General features: G+C 55.7%; 12 protein-coding genes. 1 reads left to right on the plus strand and 11 read right to left on the minus strand.

The window, feature by feature from the left end; all coding sequences use genetic code 11:
- Positions 1 to 8: 8 nt before the first annotated feature.
- The 9 genes from PA598K_RS14505 to PA598K_RS14545 form a co-directional block, all read right to left on the minus strand.
- Entirely contained in the window at positions 9 to 1181 is a 1173-nt protein-coding gene (locus PA598K_RS14505; RefSeq protein ID WP_128657663.1) for a pyridoxal phosphate-dependent aminotransferase, read from the minus strand.
- Positions 1182 to 1202: 21 nt separating this feature from the next.
- Positions 1203 to 7745, minus strand: a complete 6543-nt coding sequence (locus tag PA598K_RS14510; protein WP_221414141.1) for a non-ribosomal peptide synthetase — start codon at positions 7743 to 7745, stop codon at positions 1203 to 1205.
- Positions 7746 to 7769: 24 nt separating this feature from the next.
- Positions 7770 to 9026: a lysine 2,3-aminomutase gene (locus PA598K_RS14515; protein ID WP_260405411.1), complete on the minus strand. Its 1257-nt coding sequence runs from the start codon at positions 9024 to 9026 to the stop codon at positions 7770 to 7772.
- 32 nt (positions 9027 to 9058) lie between these two features.
- Complete coding sequence (gene rsgA, locus PA598K_RS14520) at positions 9059 to 10120, minus strand: ribosome small subunit-dependent GTPase A (protein WP_128657665.1); 1062 nt, start codon at positions 10118 to 10120, stop codon at positions 9059 to 9061.
- 20 nt (positions 10121 to 10140) lie between these two features.
- A complete protein-coding gene (locus PA598K_RS14525; RefSeq protein ID WP_128657666.1) occupies positions 10141 to 14625 on the minus strand; it encodes a non-ribosomal peptide synthetase in 4485 nt (1494 codons plus the stop codon).
- 15 nt (positions 14626 to 14640) lie between these two features.
- Positions 14641 to 14883, minus strand: coding sequence for an acyl carrier protein (locus tag PA598K_RS14530; protein ID WP_128657667.1), 243 nt, complete (start codon positions 14881 to 14883; stop codon positions 14641 to 14643).
- Positions 14884 to 14929: 46 nt separating this feature from the next.
- Positions 14930 to 15547, minus strand: a complete 618-nt coding sequence (loaP, locus tag PA598K_RS14535) for an antiterminator LoaP (protein ID WP_128657668.1) — start codon at positions 15545 to 15547, stop codon at positions 14930 to 14932.
- A 258-nt stretch (positions 15548 to 15805) separates the two neighbouring features.
- Complete coding sequence (locus PA598K_RS14540) at positions 15806 to 16807, minus strand: hypothetical protein (RefSeq protein WP_128657669.1); 1002 nt, start codon at positions 16805 to 16807, stop codon at positions 15806 to 15808.
- 209 nt (positions 16808 to 17016) lie between these two features.
- The gene (locus PA598K_RS14545; RefSeq protein ID WP_128657670.1) at positions 17017 to 17805 is read right to left on the minus strand and encodes a phytanoyl-CoA dioxygenase family protein; all 789 of its coding nucleotides are present in this window, start codon (positions 17803 to 17805) and stop codon (positions 17017 to 17019) included.
- Positions 17806 to 17954: 149 nt separating this feature from the next.
- Here PA598K_RS14545 and PA598K_RS14550 point away from each other — a divergent pair, with 149 nt between their 5' ends.
- Entirely contained in the window at positions 17955 to 18833 is an 879-nt protein-coding gene (locus PA598K_RS14550; RefSeq protein ID WP_128657671.1) for an AraC family transcriptional regulator, read from the plus strand.
- A 136-nt stretch (positions 18834 to 18969) separates the two neighbouring features.
- Here the strand turns inward: PA598K_RS14550 and PA598K_RS14555 are convergent, their stop codons facing one another.
- On the minus strand, positions 18970 to 20859 hold the full coding sequence (locus PA598K_RS14555) for a glycoside hydrolase family 66 protein (RefSeq protein ID WP_128657672.1): 1890 nt from the start codon (positions 20857 to 20859) through the stop codon (positions 18970 to 18972).
- Positions 20859 to 21348: carbohydrate ABC transporter permease (locus PA598K_RS37320; protein WP_221414142.1), on the minus strand; the 490-nt coding region annotated here is incomplete at its 5' end. The genes PA598K_RS37320 and PA598K_RS14555, both read right to left, overlap by 1 nt.

Below are 21348 nucleotides of genomic sequence, written 5' to 3' on the forward strand. Positions count from 1 at the left end.
CGGATCACCTACCATTCTGATCTGAAAAATCGAACCAAGCGATCAATGCCTTCCTCATAGTCTGCTGTGGAGTACGACAGTCGCAACATCGTGGGAAGGCCAAAATCCGATCCGGGCACAGTAGCGACATGCGTGGCTTCAAAAAGCCTGGAGGCCAAGTCGAGCGAAGTACTCACCCGATGCTGCCGCATGAACCGATCGCAATCGATCGTCAGATAAAATCCCCCTCGGGAGGGCAGCGCTCGTACCCCGTCGACGGTCCGCAACGCTCTCAGTGTATAATCTCTCCGACCCTTGTAGGTGTCGATCAGATGCTCTACTTCCTGCTGGTGATCGAGCGCAGCCATCGCGCCGAACTGCACGACCGGGTCTGCGGTCAGCAAGGTATGATGCTGAATTACGGTCAACGGCTGCACCAGCTCGTCAGGTACGATCGCATAGCCGACGCGTCTGCTATACATGCGATAGCCCTTGGAAAAAGCATCGGTCGTTACAAATCTTGATCGGGTATCCTGCAGTTGCATCACCGACTCGCACTCGTCATCGAAATACGTATTGGCATAAATTTCATCGTTGATCACGGTAGCTCGTCCATCGACGATGCGATCGATGGCGTACAGCTCGTCGCGGGTCAGGATGTTGCCGAGCGGGTTGCCTGGCGTATTAATGACGACGACTCTTGTCTTGTCGGTAAAGTTCTGCTCAAATGACCGGACATCAAGCGCGAGCGTATCCAGATTGATATTGTAGTAGCTCACCTTGGCTCCGACCAGCAGCGCACAGAAATGATAGAGCGAATAATAGGGGGACGGCAGCAACACCTCGTCGCCTTCTTTTAACAACAAATAAAATAAATTCCGAAACAATGAGCTCGTCCCGACGCTGATGACAAAATTAGAGGGCTGGATGGCCACTTTGTATTTCTGCATGTAATGGTCCGCCAGCTTCGCTTTTAATTCCGGCAGGCCTCCCGGGTAGACCAGCGTATATTTCTCGAAGGAATCCAACGCTCCTTGCATCGAGCCGATAATGTCCGGATGCAGCGGGAGCTCCGATTTTCCCAGCGTCATTCGAATCGCCTTCCCGCCCTTTTGCTCCAGTTCGTTAGCCATCTGATCCAGTACAAACATCAGAAATCTTTCATTATGAAAGTCGATAGGCGCTCTAATAATTGTGGACATCCCGTTATTTCCCTTCATCGATTAGTTTTTGGGAGACGCGGCAAGCTTGTCGACGATGGCCCCGTAACGGCCGACCAGCATCTCGGCCTTCGCCTCAGCGATCCGCGCAGGATCGTAATGCAATCCAACCTGAAGCGAGCTGCTGTACACCGTACAGTGAACGACAAGCGGACAGCCAGCCATCACCGGTTGGCGATAATGCAGGATCGTCCCGCTCCACGCCTCCGTCTGGCGAATCGGCGTCAAGCTCTCGATCCTGATTAGACTAGGCCAGGACAGGCCGTCTTGTGCCTCCAGAAGCATGGACGGGTAGGCGGCCAACGCTGCAGCTGCGGTCCATGCTTCTGAAGTGCGATCCAGCAATTGGACGAAGGAGGCAGCACCGCCAGTATCCACGCAAAGGGGGGCAATCTGGCTGAAGTTGCCGATCGTTTCGCCGTGCTCCGCATCTCTCCCATCCACGATGACGCCAGCCGTCACGACGACGTCTTGCGTCATTTGCCGGAGCAGCAAAACATAGGATGTTAACAGAATCGCGTCGACGGTCTGCTTGGCAGCCGACGCCACCTGCTGCAACGCATGGAAGCCGGCGCCGCTCAAGATCCATTGCGCCGTTGCTCCCGCCTTGCCACCCATGCCAAACGGGTAGCTCCACGCCCGGGAGCGCTCCAGCACGCGCTGGCGCTCGCGCTCTAGCAACCCGTACTTGACCTGCTGTCTCTGCTTGTGCGCAAAAGCCGAATACCCGATGCTGCGCGCCGACGCAGACTCGGAAGAGGCGGACCCAGAGGAGGCGGACCCGCCAGCATAAGCCGCTACCGTCTCCTGCAGCAGCTGCCTTACGCTAGTTGCATCGCACACGGAAGCATGCAAGCATCCGATCAGTCGGGAGCTTCCCCCTCCTCTAACCAGGCTAAAGCGGGCGCTACGCCCTGCTGCGACAGGCAGCGGCCGGCTTCCCTCCTCTTCCATCAGTACAGCCAGCCGCTCGCGGCGCCGGCCTTCATCGAGCTCCCGCAGATCCCATCGCGCAAGACCAAACTCCGCCAACGCTTCAGATGGCCATAACAGGGGGTGTCGTCCAAGCACGCTCCGCAACGCCGACTCTAGCCTGCCAGGATCGAGCGTCTGGCTGCAGTCGACTCCAAAAACAACGTTGGCTGCCGCGGCTTCCTGTTGCTCCTGCAGCAGCCAGTGCTCTTGCTGGCAGGATCGCTCCGGCTCGAGTGTGCCGCTCTCATCCCAGCTTGTCAGCGGGCGACGATGCGCCGCCTCCGCCCCATCCACGAGCAGCAGATAGTCGGCGCCGACCGGTCGTATCCCGCTGCCCTGTCGGTCTGCAAAGCGATAGCCGATCTTCGCTGCCGCAAGTTGATCGATGCTAAGCATCAGGTCCGGCACCGGATAGATCACTTCTGCAACACCGTTGCCCTGCGTCTTCAACAATTGCTTGGCTGCTTCGCCCCGAGACATGAACAGTTCGATCAACATCCCTCGCCGATGACGCAGCACCGCCCGCGTCTCGTGGCTGCGCATGCATACGTAATATTCGGCGACGGTATAGCCCAACGACTGCAAGCCTCGCACGGCCGCCTCCGGCGCCTCCGTTCGTACACGAACGCTCGGGGCGACATCTGTATCCTCACTCGGCCCAGCGATGGCGGCTGAGCCGGTCTCCACCAACTCGATCAGTCCTAGTCCTTGCATGTACAAAAAGGCGACCGCCGCGCCGTCAAACAACACGGCCGGCTGCTTGTCGCTTATCGCCTCGTAAGCAATCCCATCACGTTGCAGCCATTGACAAGCAGCGTCGTTGTCCGCGACTGCGAAGCATAAATGATACGGTCCCGGCCCGCGCTCGGTCAGTAGGCTATACACCGGGGATGTCGAATCTACAGGCGCGACCAGCTCGATCGGAATCCCTCTCTCCATGCCCCCGATCGCCAGTCGAACATGCTGCAACGGGTCTATGAGCGGGGCGCCCATATCGATGCCGAGGGCCCGGTAGGGATCGCTCCCGGCCTCAATATCCGGTACGGCAACCCCGATATGATGCAGACTCGTCAGCTCTTCCGCACGCTTCAGCCGCCACGTCTCTGCCCGAGGAAGCTCGACCTCCTGCAGCCGCTGCTCCGGATGCGTCAGGACCTCGTCCAATACATACAGGAAATGCTCTGCGAATGCCTCCATGGTCTTCCGTGCGAACAGTTGAGTGTTATACTCCAGCGCGCACCGGTAAGCCCCTTGGGCAGGCGTAATATCGATCTTGAAATCGAGCTTTGACGTAGCAGATTCGTATGGCATCTGCATCAGCTGCACCTCGCCTGACATCGGCTCGTCCACTTGCTCCCGCTGATTATGGTAGATCAGCATCGTGTCGAACAACGGATTTCTCCCGGGCGGGATCGCCTTGCCATACGGCTCGACGATGTTCTCGAACGGATATGAAGCATGATCATAGGCCTGCCATACGCACTGCTCGACAGCGTCGAGGAAGTCGTGGATCGTGGTCGAGCCTTCGGGATAACAGCGAATCGGCAAAAAGTTGACGAATACGCCGACGATCGTATCCAAATCCGGATGATCTCTACCCGTTACCAGCGAGCCTACAACAAGATCCTCTTGCGTTGTATAGCTGCGCAACAGCACGTAATACGCAGCTAACAAGATGATATGGACGGTACTGCCTCGCTGGCTTGCGAAGCGTGTCAGCCGTTCCGCCAGATCGCCCCCAATCCGGAAGACATGATGGTCGCCCTCGAAGGTCTTGACAGACGGCCGGGCATAATCTGTCGGGAAGGAAAGAAGCGGCAGCCGATCTTCGAACTGCTTGCGCCAATAGCTTTGCTGCGCCAGCCACCTCTCGTCGCCCTCCCGCTGCCAAAACCAGGAGGTGTAGTCCTTGTATTGCAGGTGTGCAGGCGGCAACTCCCTTCCTTCATACATCTGCCTAAATTGCTCCATCAGCAAGTTCAGCGAGATCCCGTCCAATACGATATGATGCGAGTCGAACAGCAAATAATGCTCTTCAGGGCCTGCCTCGACGATCGCCACCCGAATCAGCGGCGCCTGCGACAGATCAAAGGGACGAATGTACGCTTGCATCGCCTGCTCGACTGTCCTCCCCTTCATAGCGATCGGATCGGACTCGAATACGACCGTATCATGCACCTGTTGATACACCTCTTCGCCCTCGAGGAAAAACGAGGTCCTCAGCGCCTCGTGACGGTCGATGAGCCGCCGGATGGCAGTTGTCGCCTTCTCTGGATCAAACGCGCCCGCAACGGCTAAAATCCCCGACATGTTGTAGCTCGTGTTTTCACCTTCAAGCTGCCGCAGAATATACATTTTTGTCTGTGCCGGCGAGGCCCGGTAATAGGTCTGAGCCTCTGCCTGGGGGATCGGCTCAAGCGCAGGCTGCCGATGCTCGCTTCGCTGCGCAACAAGGGCAGCCTGCTCGCGGAGCGTCGGGTATCGCCCAATATCCTGCAGCGTCAGTTTCACCGACAGCTCGATTTGGATTCGCGTAATCAACTGCGCCGCCTTCAGCGAATGCCCTCCGATCGTATAGAAGTGAGCCTCTCGATCCACCGAGTCTACACCTAGCAGCTTGCGCCAGATCATCGACAGCGCCGCCTCAATCGGGTCATCGGCAAGCTCCGATTGTCGCGGCTCCTTTGACGTGTACGCGAGCTGCCGCAGCTGGGTTTTGTCGACCTTGCCGCTGGTCGTATACGGCAAGCTGTCCAGTCGCTTATACAACGAGGGGATCATATAATCGGGCAACTGCGCGGCCATATGCTCCCGTAACTGCTGGACATGGAGAGATGCGCTGGCCACATAACAGAGCGCGAGCATCTGCTCCTCCCCCGCTCCCGCGACCGCTAGCGCTGCCGCTTCCCTGACCGCAGGAAAACCTCGTACGACAGCTTCGATCTCCTCGAGCTCGACACGGTTGCCACGGATTTTCACTTGATAGTCTTTCCGACCATAGTATTGCAGGTTGCCGTCCTCCAGCCAGCGCGCCAGATCTCCTGTACGGTACAAGCGGCCATAAGGCGTCTGCAAGTAAGCAGCCGCGGTCCTGGCCTCATCCCCGATGTAGCCTTCCGTTACCCCCATCCCGCCGACGTACAGCTCTCCTGTACTGCCTCTGGGCAGCAATCGCATGTCCTCGTCGAGTAGATACACGCTCACATTATAGCTCGGTTTGCCTATAGGGACCGGTCCGGCAAGGTCAGCCTTCCTTGGGACGCGATAGCCGGAAGCCGAGATGCTGTTCTCTGTGGGACCGTACAGGTTGTAGAGCGTGGCCTGCGGCAGAGAGGCGTCATGCTGCCGGACCAGGCTAGCCGTCATCATCTCGCCGGTGCAGATCACTCTCGTAACGGAGGCCAACGCCCCTCTCGCCTCCTGCTCCACATGCTCGAGCAGCGCCCGATACATCGTCGGTACGACAAGGATGAGATTCAGATGATGGCGCCGGATCAGGTCGACCAGCCTCTCCGGTGATTTGTTGTCGTCATCTTGCGGGAGGACCAACGTCCCGCCGCCGAGCAGCGTACAAAAAATTTCCACAACCGACGCATCAAAGGTTAATGTGGCGCATTGCAGCGTTCGCGTAGCGGCATCGATGCCCACGAACTCATTGTGCCACCACAAGGAATTGACTAGCTGATCATGATGGACGACGACGCCTTTGGGCACGCCGGTGGAGCCTGAGGTGAACATCGCGTAGGCAGGCGCAGCGGACGAGGAGGACACCGTCTTTATCGCGTGGCCCGCCTCTTGCTCCGACAAGCTTGATTGCTGCACATTCAGTCGCGGAATCCCGAGCTCACCGGCCCGCTCGTAGTTCATATCATCCGTTATGAGCAAGGCAGGCTGCATCTGTGCGATAATCTGCTGCATCCGCGCGATTGGCATGACAGGGTCCAACGGGATATAAAAGGAACCGCTCTTCATAATCCCGAGCAGCACGACGATCATCTCCGTCGACCGCCCGCATAACACGGCGATCGGCTGATGCCTGCCGCTAACGCGGCCTGTGATGACGTGCGCCAATCGGTCCGCCCGCTGCTTCAGCTCCGCATAGGACAACTGATGGGAGCTGTCGATGAGCGCGACAGCATCCGGCAACCGGTCCGCCGTCTCATCAAACAACTGATGCACGCAACGATCCGCCGGTACACGGACGATGTCCCGATAACCTGCGAACAATCGCGGCTCCTCCTCCATCGTAAATAAGGGCAGATCGATCATCCGTCGATCCGGCTGATCTATCATACCCGTCAATACATGCTTGTACTGCTGCAGCATGCGATTCATCGTCGTCTCCTGCAGCAACGAAGCGTCATAATTATAATGGATATCCAGGCCTTCCTCATCCTGCTTGATCTCTACGATGAGCGGATAGTTGGCCGACTCATAGGAATCTATCTTCTCCACTGCAAGGTCGAGGTTCAAACCGCCAAGCGCTTTGTCGAGCGGATAATTTTGAAATAAAAACAAGCTGTGAGCAAGCACGCTCCGAGCGTCGACACCCGAATACTGCTTGAACTCGGCGCCCGATGCGACAAGGAATGGACTTCGCTCGTACTGCTCCCGGCTCATGCTGCGAAGCAGTTGGGCTATCGTAGTCGTCGCATCGAATCTGGTCCGCTGCGGGTAAGTCGAGACAAATAAGCCGATCATGTCCTCTATTCCGTCCACCGCCACAGCTCTACCCGTATGCGCCACCTCGAACAAGACATCCTTCAACCCGCTATAATTACTGATCAGCGCCGACCAACCGAGCTGCAATACGATGCCCAGCGTCACCTCGCATGTGCGGGCAAGGCGCTCGAGTGCTTCCGTAGTCTCTGTAGAGAGACGTGTTCGCAAAGAGCGATAAAAGCTTGCCTTAGCTTGCTCCGTATGGAAGGGAAGCGCGGTCGGTGCAGTAAAATCATGCAAGTATTTTTTCCAATACGATGCAATCCCTGGGTTTTCTCTCGCTGCCTTGAGGTACATCAAATAGCTTTTATACTTCGCTTTTGGCCAAAGACGCGTCTCCTGACCCTTGACCGCCTCACCATAGTTGGCGAAAAGCTCATGCAGCATCACACCAGAGCTCCAGCCGTCCATGATGATGTGGTGAAACGACCAGACCACCTTATACTTGTCCTGCGCGGTCTTCACCGTACAAATCCGCATCGTATCGCCGGAATCGAGCTGAAACGGCCTCTTCTTGTCCTCGCCTAGCAGTTGCTCCAGTCTTGCAGCTTGCAACTCCTCGCCAAGCGTAGACCAATCCTCGTAAGCCGTTTCCATTCGCTTTTGCCTGGCGATAATCTGGACCGGCGATTGGATATCCTCCCAGCGGAAGACAGCGCGCAGCATCTCGTTGGCCTCCACTGTCCTGTCGATCGCCTGGCGGAAGGCATCGAGATCAAGCGGGCCAACAAGGTACAGCACATGCTGGCCATGATACATGGTCGCAGTGCGGTCCAGACGATAGTGATACAGCATGCTCTCTTGACTCGGGCTGAGCGGGAGTATATCGGCAACGTTACTTGTTTTCATCATTCACTCCTCGTCATCCGTACTCTACAGCGACATGATATGATGCTCGCTGACGGGATCGGCCGCCTCGCCGCGTTCATCAATATAGGGCAACCCATTATGCTTGAATACATGGTCCAGACAATACATCTCGCCCGGCTTGTAGTCGAGCAACAAAATATCTTCCGGCAAGGTAGGCACCAGCTCTTTCAACCGATCGGGCAAATATTGCGGCGCTACGGCCTGATGCCACTTCAAGACGATCTTCTCGGGCTGTCGGCTGTTAGGGTAAAATCCGCAAATCTCAAACTTGCCAAAATCATGCGAGGTGAGCAGCACGCCCTTTTTCTCCAGTCCGCCAAGGTTGCGCTTGGACTCCGCGACATTGCGGAACGCTTCATCCAGGGTCAAGGCGTATTGCTCCACGCCGCGGACAGGCATAAACACCGTCATATAGTAGGAGATGATTTGATGATCCAAAAACTTCCGTTGCAGCTCGACCAGCGTATCGACCGTTTCATTGACACCCCGAATGATAGCCGGTTGGCCTCTGACCTGCACCCCTGCCTCTTGCAAAGCCCGGGTAGCCTTGACGGCGATCTCGCTGAATTCGCCCGGATGATTAAACTGCGAAATGACGCTCACCTGCTTGCCTTCTCTATCCTTCACCTGACGGAAAAAAGCCAGCAATTCCTCGTCCAAAAACCGCTCCGGGTAGTAGGCCAGGCCCTTCGTAGCAAACCTCACCAATCGCACCGTCGGCACATCGAGCAAGGCGCCAAGCAATTCATTCAGCTCGGCGGTTTTGCGGAACGATGCGGGATCTCCGCCGGTAAGGAGGATGTTGTCGACATGCGGATGCTTCTCCAAATACTGGAGCGCCATTTGGAGCTTGTCGTTTATTTTTTTGTGCTCATGTTCTTCATGCCGGATCTCGTTCACTTTGTAACAAAATTGGCAGTTGGCGATGCAGTAGTCGTCGATATGGAGCAAGAGCGTTTTCTTATATTTGTGCTGCAGGAACGAAGTATCGTCTTGCCTGTAGGATCGGTTGCCATACGGGTCGAACCTTCCCTGGAATGGCTTAGCGCCTGGCGGAGGAAGCACGACATTGATCATCTGTGTGCGATAGGGCTCCGTCTGCTCTGCGATCAGGCGAGCATAATACTCCGTCACCTTAAACGGCATGTACGATTGCTCCAGCAGCGCGCGCCGCTCCTCCATCTCCTCCTCGCTAAACCCGACGATCCGGGCAAACGCCTCAAAACCCTTTTTCCCTGCTAGCAGCTCAATTTTCATCATTCTCATCCTCTCCTCATGGAATATCGACGTTATTAGCTCCTTTTTCTTCGATCGATCGCCTGGAACAGCTTTTTCCGCTTTTCCTTCTGTACAAGCTGCTCCCGTTTGTTGTCCTTCAGCTCCAGATGCTGCAATTCCTTCGTAAGCTTGACATAGCTGCTGAACCGTTCGCTGCTCAGTTCGCCGGTCTGAATCGCCTTTTGCACCGCGCACCCAGGCTCTCCCTGATGAAGGCAGTCGCGATACTTGCACTCGACCGCAAAGTCCTGGATATCCTGGAAGCTATAGTCCATCTGCGTGCTCTTCCACATCTGTAATTCCCGCAGCCCTGGCGTATCGATGATCATGCCGCCCCGAGGCAGCATGATCAATTGGCGATGGGTTGTCGTATGCTGGCCCAAGCCGTCATGCGCTCGCACAGCGCCCACGGACATCCTCTCTTGCTCGCTCAGCGTATTGGCCAGTGTTGATTTACCGACACCCGATGACCCGAGCATGGCGATGGTTTGCCCCGGTCTGCAATAAGCAGCCAGTGCATCAATGCCTGTTTGCTGCGCCGCGCTAATGGCATGGACGGGGACATTGGCGGCTATTTGCTGCACCTGGCTTATTTTTTGCTCCGTGTCCTCGCATTGATCGGCCTTGTTCAGGATGATGACGGGAGCTGCGCCGCTCTCTTGCGCCATGACCAGGTACCGTTCCAATCGGCGGAGATTAAAATCGTGCGTGCAGGAGTTCACCAGAAATAACGTATCGATATTCGCGACCAGCACCTGCTCCTCCGTTACGTTGCCTGCCGCTTTCCGCGAAACCTGGCTGAACCTAGGGATGACGGCATGAATTGTCCCTTGCGCCATATCCTCGGCCTGGCGAAAGACGACCCAGTCTCCGACGACCGGGTAATCCCGTTTGTGCTCAGACGCATAACGGAATTTGCCGGACACCGCAGCCTGCAACGCACGCTTAGCCCCGGTCATGATCGTATAGACATAACGATGCTCTTCTACTACTCGCCCGACTTGCAGCCCTTGCAGTCGATACGGCAGATAATACGGTTCAAAACCTGGTCTCCAGCCCAACAAGTCCAGCCCCATGTCATCACTCCGATCCTGAGTTACTTAAACAGATGATTCAGCTCTGCGGTCGACAAGCCTGCCAGCTCAAAATCCGAGGACGTGAATTCGGGCTCGTCTTTGGCAACGCAATGCTCGACGAGCAGCACGATGTTGTATTCGAGTGCTTCAAGCAAGGCTTCCATATGCGCCGCGCTGATTCTTGTGCCATCGTACAATGCCTGAAGGACCAAGCGATCCGACACGATCATGGCGTTCACCTCGAACAGACTGCTAAGCCGATTCGCTGCACTGGACTCCGGTCCTGTCTCCGCAAGGCGCAATTGAAAAAATTCATTGTCAACCGCATTTGAAAACTCCCCCAAATAATTGAAGCGAATAATATCTCGCTCCTGCTCATGAATGGCGCCGCACATGTACTTATAACGGCTGTAGTTGCGCCCATCCTGGGGAATGCCCTTGACGAGCTCCTTTACTTGCTTCAACTGCTCGCCTGGCATCTCGCTGCTCAGCTCGACATAGAGCGGGAAGAAGCTGGTAAACCACCCCACCGTCTCGCTTACATCGAGTCGCCCGCCTGCCTCCCTGCCGTGGCCCTCCAGCTCGAGAGCAATGCCTCCCACACTCGTGTTCTGTCTGATCGCGCGGACCAAAGCGAGCAGCAGGATATGTCTTGTCTCCGTGTTATAGGCCCGATTGGCATCGGATAAGAGGCTGACGGTCACTGGCTCCGTCAACTCCCGGTATGCGCTCATCGGCGCGTGAGCCAAGTCTGTCGCCGGCAACGCTTGCGGATATCGGAACGGTCGACGGCTTATCTCTTGCCAATAGTCCAGCTCCGCTTCCGGCAACGAATAGCTCTGCGCGCGCACCTCCTCCGCCCAGGCCTTATAGGAATCGGTCTTCGACGGCAATGCCAACGGTCGCCCTTGCCGGGCCTGCTTGAGCAAGAGATACAGATGATCCAGGAGGATGCGCCAGGACACTCCGTCCACTACGAGGTGATGCGCTGTCAGCAGGAGACGTTGACCTCGCTCGCCAAGTGCAAATAGTACGGCCTGGATCAACAGATCGCTCCCTAGCCGTGTGTTGCTTTTCCTTGTAATGGCGGTGTCCGCGATCCGCTCGTCCTGCTCGCTCGGGGCTATAGCGGCCAGGTCGAGATAATCGACCCGGTGCTCCCGGCGCAGATGAAGCGGGTTAAAATAAAGCTCGCCCTGGTCATCCAGGTTTAGTCGCAATGCGTCATGGTGGAGTATCATCGCGTTATAACATCTGTTAAGTTCTTGCAATGAAATTGTCGGCGAGATGTCGACAACAATCGTCTGATGGTAGTACTCCGGCTTGCTTAGCGTCAGCGACAGGAACCATAAAATAGCCGGCGTCTTCGTCAGCTGCCCGGCGACCTCCTCCCGGGCTTCTATGGCTTGGGTCGATTCATGCACAGCCGCGCTCATCTCTTCGATAACGGGATGCTTAAGAATATCGCTTGCGGCTATGGAGCGTCCCAGCGCCTTCATTCTTGTCGAGACTTGAATCGCGCTGATCGAGTCCCCGCCCAGATGAAAGAAATGACTATGCACGCCGACATCCGTAACGCCTAACGTTTCTTCGATCACGCGAATGAGCAGTTTCTCTTTTTCATTGCGCCCGCCGACAGGACTCGAAGGCGCCGACGGCATTTCAGGCTTGGGCAATTGCCCGATATCGACCTTGCCATTGCGCGTCAGCGGAATCTCGTCCATCTGCACATAATCGTCCGGTATCATATATGCGGGGAGCTTTGTCGACAGATCATGCTTGCACTCGCTGGCCGACCACGGGCCTGCGGCGACGATATAGGCGCACAAGCGAGAGGCGTCACGGATGCCCTGGATCGGCACTACGACCGCCTCTCGAACATAAGGGTTGCTTAGTAGATGGTATTCGATCTCCTCCAGGTCGACGCGATACCCTCTTATTTTGACCATCCGATCAACCCGGCCCTCATAGACGACGACTCCATCCGGCCTCACATAAGCCAGATCGCCCGTCTTGTACAACCGCTCGTCAAGCTCGGGATGCTCTATAAAAGCCCCCGCTGTCAAATCCGGCCGATTCAAATAGCGCTTGGCCAATCCTCGGCCCGCAATATAGATCTCGCCGGTTACGCCGCGCGGCACTGGCGACAGATGAGGGTCCAGAATGTAGATCCGAGTCTCGGCGATCGGCAGGCCGATCGGAACGGCGACTCCGTCATCGCGCTCGGGATCAAACTTATGAATCATACAGCCTACGGTAGCTTCTGTAGGACCGTACTCGTTGTAAATTTCCGTCTCCGACCCGAAAGATTGCATAATGTTGCGCGCAACACTCACCTTTAATTGCTCGCCGCCGACAATGAATCGTCGTACCTTGGCATTCGGATCGTGATGTGTCGCAATCATAGCTAGATGAGACGGGGTAAGCTTGATGGTTGTACAATAATTATCCCGCAGCACTGTCACTAAGGGGTGCTCCTGCGGCGATCCAGGGTATACGGCAATCTGGCCCCCGCTCACCAGGGGAGTAAAAATAGACGTCACGGTAAGATCAAACGCCAAGGATGAAAACAAGGGGTACACTTCGATATCCTGCTTGACGTACATTCGTCTCGCCCATTGGATATAATTGAACAGGCCTTGGTGATTGATTACGACACCTTTAGGCTTGCCCGTCGAGCCCGAAGTATAGATGACATAAGCTACGCTTTCCGATGGATCGATCGCTACGGACGGGTTGCTAGCAGACTCCCGGGACCACAGTCGCTGATCGCGAACATCAATGACCGTCTGGACATTCAACGATGCATCCAAAAAACGATCTTCATTGACGAGTATGACGGAAAGCCCCGAATCCTCAACAATCGTATGGATTCGCTCCCGGGGCAGGCCGGTATCGAGCGGTACATAAGCGGCTCCGGCTTTCAATATGGCAAGGATAGCGATGAGCGTCTCCATCGAGTGCTCGGTCAAGATTCCAACCAAATGCTGCGGTGCAACGTTGCGCTTTGCCAAGTATGCTGCCAAGCGGTTGGCGGCTACATTTAATTGGCTGTACGTCAGGCCCTGCTCCTGAAGGAACACTGCCTTGCGGTCAGGCGTCGCTACCGCCTGCGCTTCGAATAACTGGATGACCGTCGTATCCGGGGCAATTGCTCTCTTGGCATGTCGACTGTTTTCCAGCAGCCGATTCCACTCCAGTTTGGATAACAGGGACAGCTTGCAGACTGGCTTGTCCGGGTCTTCCATGATTTGCTCGAGCAGATGAGTCAGTTGGTCGTGCAGGTCCTCGATGTCCGATGCGTGATATGATTGCTGTTGGTAATCGTATTCGATAGTTGCAGTATCGCCTTCCCCCCACTCCCGGATAATAATCTGCAACGCATAGGGCTGTTGACCATTATAAAACTCCATGTTGTCGACGCTCATCCCGTCAAAGTCCCGTGTAAGCCTTGTCCGATAATAATTGACACAACGATCAAATAAACGGCTCTCCCCATGATTGCGTGCAAAATGAATATCCTGTAGCAGCAGATCGACCGGGTACTTCTGATGCTTATAGCAACTTGTCAGCTCGTCATGCACCCGCTTGATGAAGGCATTCGCTGTCGCTTCGCTATCTAAGCGGATACGAATCGGCAATGTATTGGTAAATATACCGAACATACGCTTCTCCCGGCGGCCTACTCTGTTTAATGTCGGCGACCCAATGATCATATCCGTCTGAAACGTCGTCTTGTTCACATGAATCGCCAATAACCCCATATACAAGGAATTAATAGAAACTCTCATGTCCAAGGCCCATTGCTTTACGCCAGAGAACAACGATTCCTCCATCAAAAACGTTTTCCTTTTGCCTTCAAGCCGATCGAAATTTTTAGGCGGCAACGGCGAAGGCAATTGCGCCAGCTTATCGTTCCAGAACGTTTTATCCCGCAGGCCTCGGTTGGATTGCAAATAATCTTGTTCCAGTTGCACATATTCCGTATAACGATTGTCGGCCGCCTCGTCGATAGGGAGCTGTTGGACCAGTCTCGAATAGTAGTCGGCAATCTGACGCGTCAAAAGATCGATAGACCAGCCATCGGCTATACTATGATGCAGCTTAACGAAATAACCGGATCTTCCGTCCTCCGTCGTAAACATAGCAAAATAAAAAAGCCTGTCCTCCAAAGAGAACGGCTTTTTTGATTCGGAACTCACAAATTGCTCCAGCTCTTGGTCGGCGCTCCCCGCCTGTCCAAAATGAAAAGTCGGCAAGGCTTCCGGCCGATACGCCTCCACGTATTGTTTCACTTGTTCGTCCGCCATAACGAACCGCAGTCTCAACCCTTCATTGAACCGAATGGCCCATTGAATCGCTTGTTCCATGATTGCGAGCTCCACACGTCCATCAATAATGACAGTGCCTCCAATATTGTAGATCGAAGTGGACGGAAGCAGCAATTGCTCGTACCAGATCCTTTTTTGGGCATGCGTCAGCTCGTAGAGCGACGACGAGTACATAAATAAGCCCCTCCTTTAAGCGGTTAATCGTTCGATATAATTCCCGATCTCTTCCAGAGTCTGAAACTTGCCGAAATCCAGCAACTCATCCGGCATTTCGATCTGCAGTTGTTGCTCAACCGCCACGATAAAATGGATATAAGCGATCGAGTCGATGCCGATATCTTGCAGGTTGACCTGCCACATATCTGTTCCCTTCCACCTTGCAGGATCCAGTTGTTCTGCGACAGACAGGAGCTGATCTTTTACGGTAAGCATCCTATTCCTTCTTTCCTAATTAAGGTTCATCATGATCGGTAACTTGTCATGATCGGTAACTTGGATGCCAAATTCCGATTCCATTCCGCCAATCCTTTTCTTCTGCAGCGTTAGAATCAGGGAAACGGAACCCGATATCGACCAAGTTTTCGACGCCCATAAAATGTATTGCAAGCTTGGCGCGCATGCTTCGCTTGTTAATCTTTTTAATTTTACTTTCCATCCCCATTAACGGTCCATCAACGATCGCCAGATGATCTTGCTTCAAGCAAAACGTGGAGTATTCCATCGTGTCATTTTTTAAATTAATCAGCTCCATTATCGGATCCATTTCCTCATCCGGGATCCATTTGAAAAAGTCGCCTTCCCGCATATCGTCCCAACTGTTTTTCATAAAACTTCGATCTCTTTTATTCAAAAAATTCAGAAAATACAGAGCGTTTGAAGTGTTCATAATTTGGTAGTAGAGGTTAAAATTCATATGGACTCGAATAAAAACATAGCTTGGGAACATCTTTTTAACGACATGAACGAATCGTCCGTTTCGCTTTTCGGGCACCATTCGTTTAGGGATGCAGCAGAAACAAGACGTGATTTGACGCTCAAGCGCTTGCTTGACCTCTTCTTCCTTACCAGTCTTAACAAATATTGCGTACCATCTCATCCGCACTCCACCTTAACAGAATAATGGCTTCAATGCTTCAGCTTGTAAACATGGCTTCGCCCTGTCATGCAAGGAAAACACTGCACTACAGTTAAATGATTTCTAAAAGAGGACTTCTAACGTGCCTAAGCAACGATTAGCTTCCATCCCTTAGTTGTCGCAACCTTTTATAAAAAAGCGTCTATAACAACTATAGCGCAATAAAAAGAAAAAGTATGTCGAACAGGGTCGAATTAATAGATTTTTCTTTTTTTGGAATTAGATTTGCAACTCATGCAAAATTTCCGATAAAATGTCGCGTTCCTTTTCTTTCAAGGAGAAGACTTCGCCTCTTATTTTGTCCAATATTCTGGCATCCTTGTTCACCGAGTACTTGATCGATAGATTGCGATGGTTCATCACTTGCTGTTCGACATAAGCGTAATCTTGGATTCGCTGTTGACCGTTCCTTATCCACCCGGAATCATGCATATACTGAATGCGGAGGCTCATCACCCGCTTATGCTCCCAAAAGTTATAGATGGGCCTTATATCAAGCGATAACTCAGGGTTCTCCCGCAGCAGCGTCATGTAGTCTCGAAAAATATCAAACCCGTCAATGCCGTAAACATGATCGGGATCATGGGACCTATTGTCCAGGGGCAAGCCTTGGAGATAGGCTTCCAGCGAGTATTTTACTTTGTGGCTTTGAAAACATACCTCTTGGGGTAAATAACTGATCAGTTGAACGGCGCCATTAAAATGGCAAAAATCTTCCTCCGCCTCAGGCAAACTTACGTACGCCTTTTCCAGTTCCTGAAACGAGCATTGCTTGAAGGCATATTTTCCATTTCGGAAGCAATCCGCAATATCATATTGTTCGGTACTTCGGTTGTAACCATAGACCAATAGATCGTGAGGTCTGTTCTCCTTCTCTTCATAAGCAGGGATATGCAAGCAATTGATGATCAAGTAAGCGTAATACCCGTGGTCGATGGCCTCTTGAATAAAATGATGGATATCGTTCCATTTGTCATTCACGTAATGTTTTTTAAGGCGCTGCACATCCAGAAGCGAGCAGTTTTTATAGAATTCAAAGCCATCACTAAAGCCAATGTTGAATTTGGCCGGGTCTGCCACCTCTCGATGCGAAAGCAGTTGAATAAAGTAGCTGAATAGCAATGCAAGATTCTCTTCATGATGACTAAGGATCGCAACGGCATTGGCATCTTTCGGGTAGCCCTTAATCATCGGCTCGGTCATCGGCAACTTTTTTTCCATTTCAACAACTCCCTCTCGTTTCGATTAGAAAGAATAATATGGAAGCCTAGTTGTAATATGGAGTGTAGAATAGGATGCCAAAATAATCAATCCCCTGCTTCTTCTCGGTCCTCCTTCCGCGTTTCATTCCAGAGAAAAAACGCCCGCGAATCGATCGCGGACGTCCTGGTCAAACCATCAATCAAATCCCTAACCATCCATCGAATCTCTCACGCCTGCTCGGGCGCAACGAGCGTAAAACGGGGCTGGGCGCGGTCGAAATCAGGCTGCTGGCCGCATACCATCAGCCCCGCCCCCCAATTTACATGGCTGTCATCCGCCGCTTCGTCATGCGCCGAGCGATACTGGTACAGCACATTGCGCCGGGTGCGGTCGCTGCGGTTGCAATCGGAGCCGTGGATCGTCAAGTAATTAAAGAACAACACATCTCCCGCTTCCGCCGGACAAGGCGTCCCCTCGGCTATCGGATACTGCTTGGCGTCCAGATAGTGCCGCCCGACATGGGGCAGCGGACCTTGCTTGTGAGAGCCCGGGATGACGCGCAGGCAGCCGTTCTGCTCGTCTGCATCGTCGAGGTGAACGCTCGCGGCCAGCATCGTGTGATGCTTGTACGGGAAGTACGGATAATCCTGATGCATCGGGAAGGCGGCTCCATTCTCCGGCGGCTTGACCAGCATCTTGGAATGATGGAGCTGCACATCGGGACCGATCAGCGCCGCCAGCACCGCTGTCATACGCGGATGGACCATCGCCCGTAGGAAGGATGCATCATGGTATTGCACATCGTGGAAGCCGCGCAGCACGACCCGCTTCAGCTGCTCCTCCGGCATAAAGTCGCCCTGCCAGGCATGATTGCTCTCCCGCTTGGCGGCAATCGCCCGCTCGACGATCCCCTCTACGCCCGCTCTCATCGCCTCGACCTCGGAAGCATCGAATACTCCCTTGACCAGCAGATAGCCGTTGTCCTCATAAAATGCCTTTTCCGCCTCGCCAATCATGATTGTTACAAGCCTCCTCTATCTGTTGTCGCGTCACTTGCGCGATACGTTTACAAGGTCAGTGTAATGCATTACGATGGGGTTGTATTTGCTCCAGACGGACAGCAATTTAACCGTACAGGACATGGCGGAGAGGAGATCAGAGGAAGATGTATCGATGGAAGGAAAGCGCTGCCTTGCTGAACGGGCAGGTGGCGGAGGTGCAGACGGCGGGGATGGCGCTGCGCATCCACGGCTGGGGCGTCGATGCGCCTCATTACGATAACCCGGTGCACAAGCACTCCTTTGTCGAGATCTGCTACGTGATGGCGGGCGAGGGCAGCTATACCGATCAAGGGACGGATTATCCGCTCGAGGCGGGCACGCTGTTCTGCTCCAGACCGGGGGCGACGCATCAGATCCGCAGCCGCTCGGGACTGACGCTGCTCCATCTCTCCCTGGAGCTGGATGAGCGCCGCTCGCTGCCAGAGGGCATCGAGCGCTACCGCCGGCTCGCAGAGACGTCGACGATCTGCGTGTCCGATGCCGACGCCTCCGCCGCCGCAGCGCTATGGCGCGCCCTGCTCCTGCACGAGGAGACGCGACAGACGCTGCCTGTCGAGCAGCTGGCTCAGGCTGCGGGCCTGCTGATCGCGGCGCTGGTCCATCTCTTCAGTCCAGACGCCGCCCCGCCGCCGCCCCGCGTACGCAGCGGTTCGGTACATCTGCTGGAGCGGGCCAAGCGGTACATCCGGGACAATCTGGATACCGGCTTGACCTTGCAGGAGGTAGCGGACTACCTCCATGTCTCGCCGCGACACCTGTCCCGCCTGTTCGGCGAGGGCATCCATGAGTCGTTCGGCCGCTTCCTGCGACGGGAGCGCGTCGGAGTCGCCGCGCGTCTGCTGCGGCAGAGCGAGCAGCCGATCCCGGAGATCGCCGAGCGCTGCGGCTTTGGCTCCGTGCATGCCTTCACCCGTGCCTTCACCAGGGAGCGCGGCCAGTCGCCTGCGCGATACCGCCGGGGCGCGGCTCCTCTCCAGCCCTAGCGGTTGTCCCGGGCGCGGCTACCCTATAGCCCCAGGGCGTGTCTGCAAACCCCGCTCTAACGGTATCGTTCTGGACTTGGCCAGCCGTCATCGCCTCAGCGCTCTGCGTCTGATGCTTCGTTACCAGAGCGTATGCCTAATGTCCGCCTGATGGGGGACTCGTCACTCTCGCCGCCACGCCCGGCCTCGTCTTGATATACACCATCGTCCAGTAGTCGAGTCGCGGCACGACGAAGCGGAGATAATGGCCCTGGTGCGCGTCCTTGGGCACCCAGTCCCAGGCGAGCGGCTGTGCCTGCATCGTCTCGCCGTCCGGCGACGTCCAGTAGACGCCCTCGACCTCCTCCAGCTGCTCGACCTTGACTTCGATCGCCTCGGTGCGGGTCGGCGGCTGCGACTTGCCCGCATGCCAGGTCAGATTATCCAGCCCGCGCACATTGATGAGGTGAATGACCGTATACCCCGGTCGCTCCTTGACGATATTCCAGACCGAGTCCGTGGTCAGGTCGGGCGCGAAGCGGACGCCCTCGGCGGCGAACACGATCTCGGTGTTAATGCCGCCGGCAAAGGTCATCGAGATATCCTCCAGCCGCAGATCGAACAGCAGGCTGCGGTACATGACGATGAAGTCGTAGTAGCGGGTAAGCGTCGCCGCGAACGCCTCGGACACCTGCCCGTAGTTCGGATAATACGAGTCGGCCAGCACATTGCCCTGCTCGCCCAGCAGCAGATGGTAGCCGCCGCTGGCGAAGATCGACGCCATCGCCACCGTCGCCCCGATCTCGGCCTCCTGCTGCGGCACGCCGCTATCCGGCTGGAAGCACGGCAGATAGGCGGCCAGGATGACCTGCTTGCCAGACAGCTCGCGGGCGCGGTCGATATTCTCCTTCAGCTGCTCGAGCGTCGCCACCGGGTCCCACACCTCGATATACATCGCATCCTGCGGCGCGTCTGCCGTCGTATGCACCGGATAACTGCTCACGTTGTTAAAGATTAACCCCGCTGAAGGCAGCGCCTCCCGCGTCTGGGCGATAAAGGACGGATAGCTCTCCCGCAGCCGCACGACCTCCTCGCGGCCGCCCATCCGGCGGATCGCCTGCTTGGGGAAGCCGTACTGATCGAGATGCAGGCCGTGGAAGCCATAGTCGATCACCTTGGCGAACTCGGAGAGGATATGCGGCGTCCATGCCGAATCCGGCGAGATATCCATGATGTGATAGTAGTCGCCCAGCTTGTACGGCTCGCCGCCGTTGTTGTACAGGAGCTGCTCCGGGTGCGCCTCGGCGTAGTCGGACAAGCTCGCATAGACAGCCGCATAGGCCATCGCCGCCATGCCGCCAGCCGCAAGCCCCCGGATCTTGCGGCTGACGACGGACAGCGAGATGCGGCGGCCGAGCGGCTCGGTGAACTCGTCCTCGGCGTCCGGCATGAGCTGGTCATGCCGATACATCCAGTCGTAGAACTGGACGATGTTGATATGATGCCGCCGCAGGAAGGCGAGGTCGCTGTCGTCGGCATCGCCGGGCGCGAAGTCGCTCAGGAAGCCGTAGCGCGGCGCTTCGCGCCAGTGCTCGGCGACGTCAAAGGCGATCTCGCCGCGCCGCTCCCCTCCCGCCTCGTCCCGCACCGTGACGAAGAAGCCGTAAGCGCCGCTCCCCTCCGGGATCGGCTCCAGTACCAGCGTCTGCGTCATCGGCTGCTTGGCCGCGCTGACAAGCTCAGCTGCCTCCGACCGTGTAGCGGACGACGGGGCTTGCAGGGATTGCGACGTTTGCGCGACCTGCGGGGCCTTTGCGACCTGCGGCAGCTCCGCGACTTGCGCGGCTTGCGACGCAGGCAGACCAGCTCCTCCTTCTCCTGCCTCCCCTCCTGTCAGCTCGCCGCGCCGCACCGGCTGCTCGAGGTCCATGACGACCCACTCGCCGCGCCACGCGCCCTTGAGCGACGAGGGCAACGCCATCTCGATCTGTATCTTTTCTCCAGGGCGGTACATCGCCTTGTCGGTTTGTAGTTGGATGCTGCTCATTAGCCTTTGACACCGCCTTCGGTAACATTGGGATTGACGAATTGCCGTTGGAACACCGTGAAGATGATCAGGATCGGCAGCAGCGCGATGATCGACGCCGCGAAGAACAGGCCGTAGTAGGTCGCGTACTGCCCCCGGAACAGCTGCAGCGCGATCGGCAGCGTCCGATTGATCTCGGTCTTGATGATCGTCAGCGCGACGATAAACTCATCCCACGTCCCGGAGAACGCGAAGATGCCAAGCGTGCCGATCGCCGGCAGCGACAGCGGGATATAGATCGTGTAGAACATCGTCCAGCGGCTGCCGCCGTCGATGACGATCGACTCCTCCAGCTCGATCGGGATACGCTCGAAGAAGCCCCGCAGGAAAAACGTGCTTCCCACAACGCCCGAGCCGATGTAGAGCAGGATCAGTCCCGGGTACGTGTCGACGAGATTGACCGCCTGGATGACGATGAACTGCGGGATGATGTTGAGGATCGCCGGCACG

Origin of the sequence: Paenibacillus sp. 598K, from assembly GCF_003851045.1 — a bacterium.
GTDB lineage: Bacteria > Bacillota > Bacilli > Paenibacillales > Paenibacillaceae > Paenibacillus_D.